The organism is Cupriavidus sp. SIMBA_020 (assembly GCF_046535395.1).
Classification (GTDB): domain Bacteria; phylum Pseudomonadota; class Gammaproteobacteria; order Burkholderiales; family Burkholderiaceae; genus Cupriavidus; species Cupriavidus campinensis.
In genome coordinates this window covers 1-236 of sequence record NZ_JAWRWU010001665.1, presented here as the reverse complement: position 1 = coordinate 236, position 236 = coordinate 1, and the positions used below count along the sequence as shown (strand labels likewise).

The 236-nt window shown below is 67.8% G+C and carries 1 pseudogene; it reads right to left on the bottom strand.

Annotated elements, in window-relative coordinates:
• Positions 1-236 (bottom strand): annotated as a pseudogene (locus SB751_RS35260) (GGDEF domain-containing protein); the annotation flags it as partial.

The following is a 236-nucleotide window of genomic DNA, read 5'->3' as shown; positions in this document are numbered from 1 at the left end:
CGACCACGAAAGCCTGGCCGCCGCGGGCCGCGCGCTGCACTTCCTGCTTGATCAGCTCCATCAGGGCGCGGCGGTTCAGCAATCCGGTCAGCGGATCGCGGCGCGACGTTTCTTCCAGCGTCGCGTTCAGGTCGCGCATCATGTTCTGGTAGTGGTCGGAGATGCGCGCAATCCGCGCCAGTCGCCGCAGCTGGCGGTCGAACTGCTCGCACAGCCCCATTTCGCGCTGGTGCGCC